This is a genomic window from Ilumatobacter sp. (assembly GCF_049588435.1).
Lineage (GTDB): Bacteria > Actinomycetota > Acidimicrobiia > Acidimicrobiales > Ilumatobacteraceae > Ilumatobacter_A.
The window spans coordinates 1-5306 of sequence record NZ_JBAVYV010000407.1; the positions used below are offsets into that span (position 1 = coordinate 1).

6 protein-coding genes and 1 pseudogene are annotated in these 5306 nt (G+C 67.1%); 2 read left to right on the forward strand and 5 right to left on the reverse strand.

The window, feature by feature from the left end:
• Both WBV89_RS15735 and WBV89_RS15740 read left to right on the forward strand, forming a co-directional pair.
• Positions 1–505: pseudogene (locus WBV89_RS15735) on the forward strand (hypothetical protein); the annotation flags it as partial.
• A gap of 44 nt (positions 506–549) precedes the next feature.
• Entirely contained in the window at positions 550–1335 is a 786-nt protein-coding gene (locus WBV89_RS15740) for a crotonase/enoyl-CoA hydratase family protein (RefSeq protein ID WP_423982295.1), read from the forward strand.
• Between the two features lie 18 nt (positions 1336–1353).
• Here WBV89_RS15740 and WBV89_RS15745 read toward each other — a convergent pair whose 3' ends face one another.
• From WBV89_RS15745 to WBV89_RS15765, 5 genes are all read right to left on the reverse strand, one after another.
• A complete protein-coding gene (locus WBV89_RS15745; RefSeq protein WP_423982296.1) occupies positions 1354–1812 on the reverse strand; it encodes a GNAT family N-acetyltransferase in 459 nt (152 codons plus the stop codon).
• Positions 1809–2393, reverse strand: a complete 585-nt coding sequence (locus WBV89_RS15750; RefSeq protein WP_423982297.1) for a hypothetical protein — start codon at positions 2391–2393, stop codon at positions 1809–1811. Before WBV89_RS15750 ends, WBV89_RS15745 begins: the two co-directional genes overlap by 4 nt.
• A 13-nt stretch (positions 2394–2406) precedes the next feature.
• On the reverse strand, positions 2407–2898 hold the full coding sequence (locus tag WBV89_RS15755; protein WP_423982298.1) for a hypothetical protein: 492 nt from the start codon (positions 2896–2898) through the stop codon (positions 2407–2409).
• Positions 2899–3013: 115 nt separating this feature from the next.
• Positions 3014–4624: an FAD-dependent thymidylate synthase gene (locus tag WBV89_RS15760; protein WP_423982299.1), complete on the reverse strand. Its 1611-nt coding sequence runs from the start codon at positions 4622–4624 to the stop codon at positions 3014–3016.
• A gap of 91 nt (positions 4625–4715) precedes the next feature.
• A partial coding sequence (locus tag WBV89_RS15765) for a hypothetical protein (RefSeq protein WP_423982300.1) occupies positions 4716–5306 on the reverse strand: 591 nt, incomplete at its 5' end.

Here is a 5306-nt window from a genome sequence, read left to right on the forward strand (position 1 = left end):
CCAGATCGCTGAGCTGCTCGGCGTCGAGGTTCCCGCCGGAACCCCGCGGCCCAAGCCGCTGCGTCCCGGCCCGCGCAACGAGAAGCGCAAGAAGCCGGCGCGTCGCGATGGCGGTGGACCGAAGTCCGACGACCGCTCCGGCAACCGGGACCGTTCGGAATCGAAGCCCGGCGCGGAGTCGGACCGCAAGCCCAAGGCGGAGCGCACACCCGACCCGAAGCGCGAGGCAAAAACCGACTCGGACGCCAAGCCGGAGGCAGCGAACGCTGACCCCGCGCCGGAATCGGTGCCAGCAGCAGAACCGACACCCGCACCGGAACCGACACCCGCGGCCGTGTCGACGCCCGACACACCCTCGTCGGAGCCGACGGTGGAGCCGACGGTCGATTCCGCTCCGGAGCCGGAAGCACAGCCGACCGAGAGTGCCACTCCCCCGGCGTCGACCCCCGAACCGGCGACGACCCCCGAACCGGCGACGACCTCCGAGGCGTCCACCGACGATTGATCTGATTCGCCGGGCCGTCCGGGCGAGACCTACGCTCGGCGGTCATGTCTGACATCGTCACGTACGAAACACGCGGGCGCATCGCGCTCATCACGCTGAACCGACCCGACGCGCGCAACGCCGTCAATGGTGACGTCGCCGAGGCGATGGAAGCGGCGATCGACCAGATGGAGGCCGACGACGACATCTGGATCGGTGTGCTCCAGGCGAACACCGAGGGACAGTCGAAGCCGGTCTTCTGCGCCGGCGCCGACCTCAAGGCGATCAACAGCGGCGACGCAGCCCGACTCAGCACCAAGCGCGGGAACTTCGCGGGCTTCGTCTACCGGGAACGCAAGAAGCCGGTCATCGCCGCCGTCGACGGGCTCGCAACCGCTGGTGGATGTGAGATCGTTCTCGCTGCCGACCTGGTCGTGGCCACCAACCGATCGGCGTTCGGCCTCGCCGAGGTCAAGCGGAATCTGGTCGCCGGTGCCGGTGGACTGTTCCGCCTGCCACGTGCGATCGGTCAGGCCGCAGCGATGGAAGCGATCCTCACCGGCGAGCCGATCCCCGCGAAGCGGGCCTACGAACTCGGATTGGTGTCACGCCTGGTCGAGCCGGGCGAGGCGACCGAGGAGGCGATGCGCCTGGCCGACCAGATCACCGCCAACGCTCCACTCGCAGTCTGGGAGAGCCGCAAGGTCGTGCTCGCCAGCGCCTACGCGGACGACGACGCCCTCAAGAAGATGACGAACTCGGCGATGGGCACCGTGATGTCGTCGGAGGACCTGAAGGAAGGCCTCACGGCGTTCATCGAGAAGCGCGCCCCCGAATGGACCGGCCGCTGACCCGGAGATGACCGCGACTCAGAGTTCGCGGTAGGTCGTGATGAGCCGGGCGACGATTCCGGCGCGCTCATACAGGTTCTTCGTGTGCCGGTCCCCCGGCAGCGACTCGCCCTGCACCGCGAGTGCGCCTGCGTTCCGCGCCCGCTCCATCACGGCAGCGAGCATCGCATCGCCGAAACCGTTCTCGCGAGCGTTGGGCGTCACCCACACCTGATCGACCCGGATGATCCCGTCGGGTCCCAGCGTGGCGGCGAGATATCCGGCGATGGTGTCACCGATGTGGCCGACGACCACGTCCGAGCTGTCCGCGCGGCACAGGTCGGCCCACCCCGGTCCGACCTCGGGATGCTCGATCAGCCACCGCTCTCCGCCGCGCTGGCCGACGAGCGCGGCACGGGCCTCGACCTCGAGGAGTTCGAGCTGTGCCAGGTCGTCACCGTCGTCGGGATCGACCCGACGGACGAGCGGATCGATCACTGCTCGGCCAGCTGAGCGAGCTTGCCCAGCACCGTGCGCCGGCGTCGGTGCGCCGACTCGTACCGTTCGATCGCGGTGCGGTCCTCGACGCCGAGCGTCGCGAGCTTGGCGACGATGTCGATCGCCGGAAGTGTGTCGTAGTCCGGCAGCGCCAGCTCGTCCGACCGGACAAGCTCGTCCGGTTGATCGGGATCGTCGGCCTCAGCCGCGTCGACCCCGCCGCCGGCGGGAGGAACCACGGGGATCGTCACCGCGACATCACGTTGAGGTGCCCGTTGCGGTGTGCCTTGCGGTGCGACCTGAGGTACGCCTTGCGGTGCATCGGAGGTCGCCGCGGTCATCGACCGTGGTGGGTCGTCCGTCGCCGGGGACCCGAGCCTGCTGCGCATCTGGGCCACCCCCTGATCGACGGCGAAACGACCGATGAAGCGAGCATTGGACAGTTCCTGACGGGCACGGTCGACCGCGGCCGAGGAGTCCTCGATCAACAGCGCGCCGAACCCGAGCGGAGCGAAGACCAGCACATCGAACGCAGCCCGTACGGCCGACGAAGCATCGCTTCGTTGGCGTCGGTGCGTCATGCGAGGATCGACCTCAGGAGAAGATCGGACAGTCGTCGTCGCCGACCGGGCAGTTCGGAGCCGACGACTTCACGAGCAGGAAGCACGAGTTGCAGAGTTGCTCGTTCTGCTGCTTCGGCTGCAGCCGCTCGCCACCCTCTCCCCGCGTGTCGCCGGGCGAGGGATCGGTGTCGTCGTCATCGTCGTCGTCGTCGTCTTTGGCGACCAGACGATCTTTCAGGATCTTGTCGAGGTCCTCCTCGACGTCGTCGTCGTCGACGAGGTCGTCGTCATCGTCATCGTCGTCATCGTCCTTGCGCTTCTTGCGCTTGGTTCGAGGCGCCTCGTCCTCGTCGTCTTCGTCGTCATCGTCGTCATCGACGGCGTCGTCATCGTCATCGTCGACGACGACAGGGTCGTCATCGTCATCGTCGAGTTCGTCGGCATCGGGGTCGTCAGGGGTCGCCTCCTCGTCGTCACCATCGTCTTTCTCGATGTCGTCGTCCAAGATCTCGTCCTCAGCCATGTTGCTCGTGATCGCTCATTCGTGTCGAAATTGGGGACCGTGCGGTTGCAGGGTCGGTCCGGCGGAGCATACGCAACAGCGTGGCGACCGTCGGATGGCAGGACTGTGACACCCGTCACAGATCGCTGGGTGTGTCCCGCCGCTGCTCTGCTCGCCGTTCGGATTCGAGCCGTTCGAGTTCGGGCGCCTCGGTCGTCATGAAAATCATCGCCGCCGCGAGCGCACGGTGACCGGCCTGTTCAGCGATCAGCCGGTGCATGTCGAGCGCGACCCTCCGATACGACGGATGCCCCTGCGGGGACGAGCGCAACTCGAGCATGTGGAACGCCTCACGCACGTTGAATTGCATGTTGTACCGCATGCGATACGCCATGGCGACCGCGTACGACGCCTGTTCCGGGTACGACTCGAGGAGGTCGTCGTGCAGCGCTGCCGAGCGGTGCATCGTCTCGTCGAACAGTCCTCCGACGCCGGCCTCCTCGACGAGTTCGGGCCGCGTGTAGCCGTGATTCGGCGTCAGGCGCTGCCACTCGATCGTCAGCATGCGGTGGCGCTGCATGTCGCGGAATGCTCCGTAGTCGCTCAGCACGTCGAACCGGTAGAAGCTCCGCTCGAAAGCCCGACCCGGCTTGTGGCGCCGGTTCTGACGCTCGCCGATGTACGCCTGGAGCAGCGAGATCCGTTCGTCGGCACCGAAGGATCGGACCTTCTCGAGGATCTGCGACTCCGGAAGCGATGAATGGGAGTAACAGATCGCAGCGAGGATGTTGTCCTCCGCGTCGGGATCGAAGTCGACGAGGGTCACCTCGGCAGCCGGCGCGACCGGCGTCCCACCGAGGAGTTCGGCCACCACTTCGCCCGAGCGCTCGCGAGTGTCCGCGAGGTACTCGCTCCAGCGACCGCCACGGTCCGAGATGTCGACCCGACGGAGGAAGCTCGGAATCACCTTGCGCAACTCGTGCAACATCAGGTCCGAATAGGCACGCGCCTCGGGCAGCGGGTGCGAACGCATCCGCAACAGGAGCGCCTCGAATGCCTGTCCCGTTCCGTAGATCCCGACGTTCGACGTCGCAGCCGCCGGAAGCATCCCGCGCACGGCATCGAGCGCCTTGGCCCGGGTCGCTGTGCGGTACACGAACTCGCTGTCGTCGGGTCCACGCTGGACCGTCGCTCGGACGTGGTCGGTGACGAACTCCGCGCACTGGCTGTAGGCATCGAAGATGCGGTCGAGGTCGCCGACGTAGCGCGTCCCGAGTGGCGAGGCCAGCACGGCGGGGTCCCGGTGGTACCGGTATCGCCCGCCGAGCCTGCTGTCGTAGGCGATGTAGCGCGTGCTCTGCTCGAGGTAGCTCATCAGCCGACCCCACTCCAGGACCTTGGTGAGCAGATTCGATGCCTGCTCACAGGCGAGATGCACACCGCCGAGCTGAGCGACGGAATCATCGCCGTAGTCGAAGAAGACCCGTTCGTAGAGCTGCTCGGCACGGTCCAGACCGACGGTGGCATCGATCGACTGATCGCCACGGATGTCGAGATCCCCGACGAACTCATCGAGGAAGAGTCGGCGCAGAGACTTCGGGCTCCGGCTGTACCGCGCGAACAATGCCCCCTTGACGACCTCGGGAAGGTTCACGAGGGCGAAAACGGGGCCATCCAGGTTCGTGAAGTACCGACGCAGGACGTCGGCTTCGTCCGAGGTGAACGACTCGGGCACGTACACAGCCACGAGAGGAGACTCTACGGCCCGCCGACGGTTCCGACCGGGATCGCGCGAGCCCGTGAGCAGGGATGCATCGAGATCGTGCCGGAAGCGCACATCATGCGTACAACATCGCAGCGTCGGAGCGAACGTCGATCGCGAGCTCGTGAGCGATCCCGTGATCACGGCCGTCGACCGAGACATGGAGGCCGGGCAGTGCAGCGAACTCGACGTGGCGGATCGAACGCGTGTGGATCTGTGGATGCGGCAGATGGCTGGCATTGCGCATCCGGGTGCGCACGGCGAGACGTTGTCGAAGCGACATCCCGGGGTCGATCTGCAGCGTCTCGGCCCGGCCGTCGTTCGGGTGGCCGCGAGGAGCAACGTCGTAGTCGCGCACGAACTCCGCGTTCATCACGGCGATCACCGGACCCCGCAGCCAGCCGCCGCGTCGCCACGGCAGATGGGCGACCACGTGAGCGACCGCGTGCACGATCGTCCCATCGATGCACACGTCGAGAAGGTCGAGTGGGAGCTCGTTGAGTCGCCGGCGATCACCGATCGGGGCAGCGCCGATCGTGCGCCACATGTCGCCGGACTCCACCGCCGTCGGACGTCCGCTGCCGTCGCTCAACCACTCGGCGAGCTGAGCGTCGTCGGAGGCGATGCGCAGCTCCGGGGGCCGATCGGCAGATGTGCCCCACGGTGC

Excerpts from the sequence above, each read along its gene's own strand:
- WBV89_RS15740 (WP_423982295.1), top strand. The coding sequence starts at position 550 with ATGTCTGACATCGTCACGTACGAAACACGCGGGCGCATCGCGCTCATC.
- WBV89_RS15750 (WP_423982297.1), bottom strand. The coding sequence starts at position 2,393 with ATGACGCACCGACGCCAACGAAGCGATGCTTCGTCGGCCGTACGGGCT.
- WBV89_RS15755 (WP_423982298.1), bottom strand. The coding sequence starts at position 2,898 with ATGGCTGAGGACGAGATCTTGGACGACGACATCGAGAAAGACGATGGT.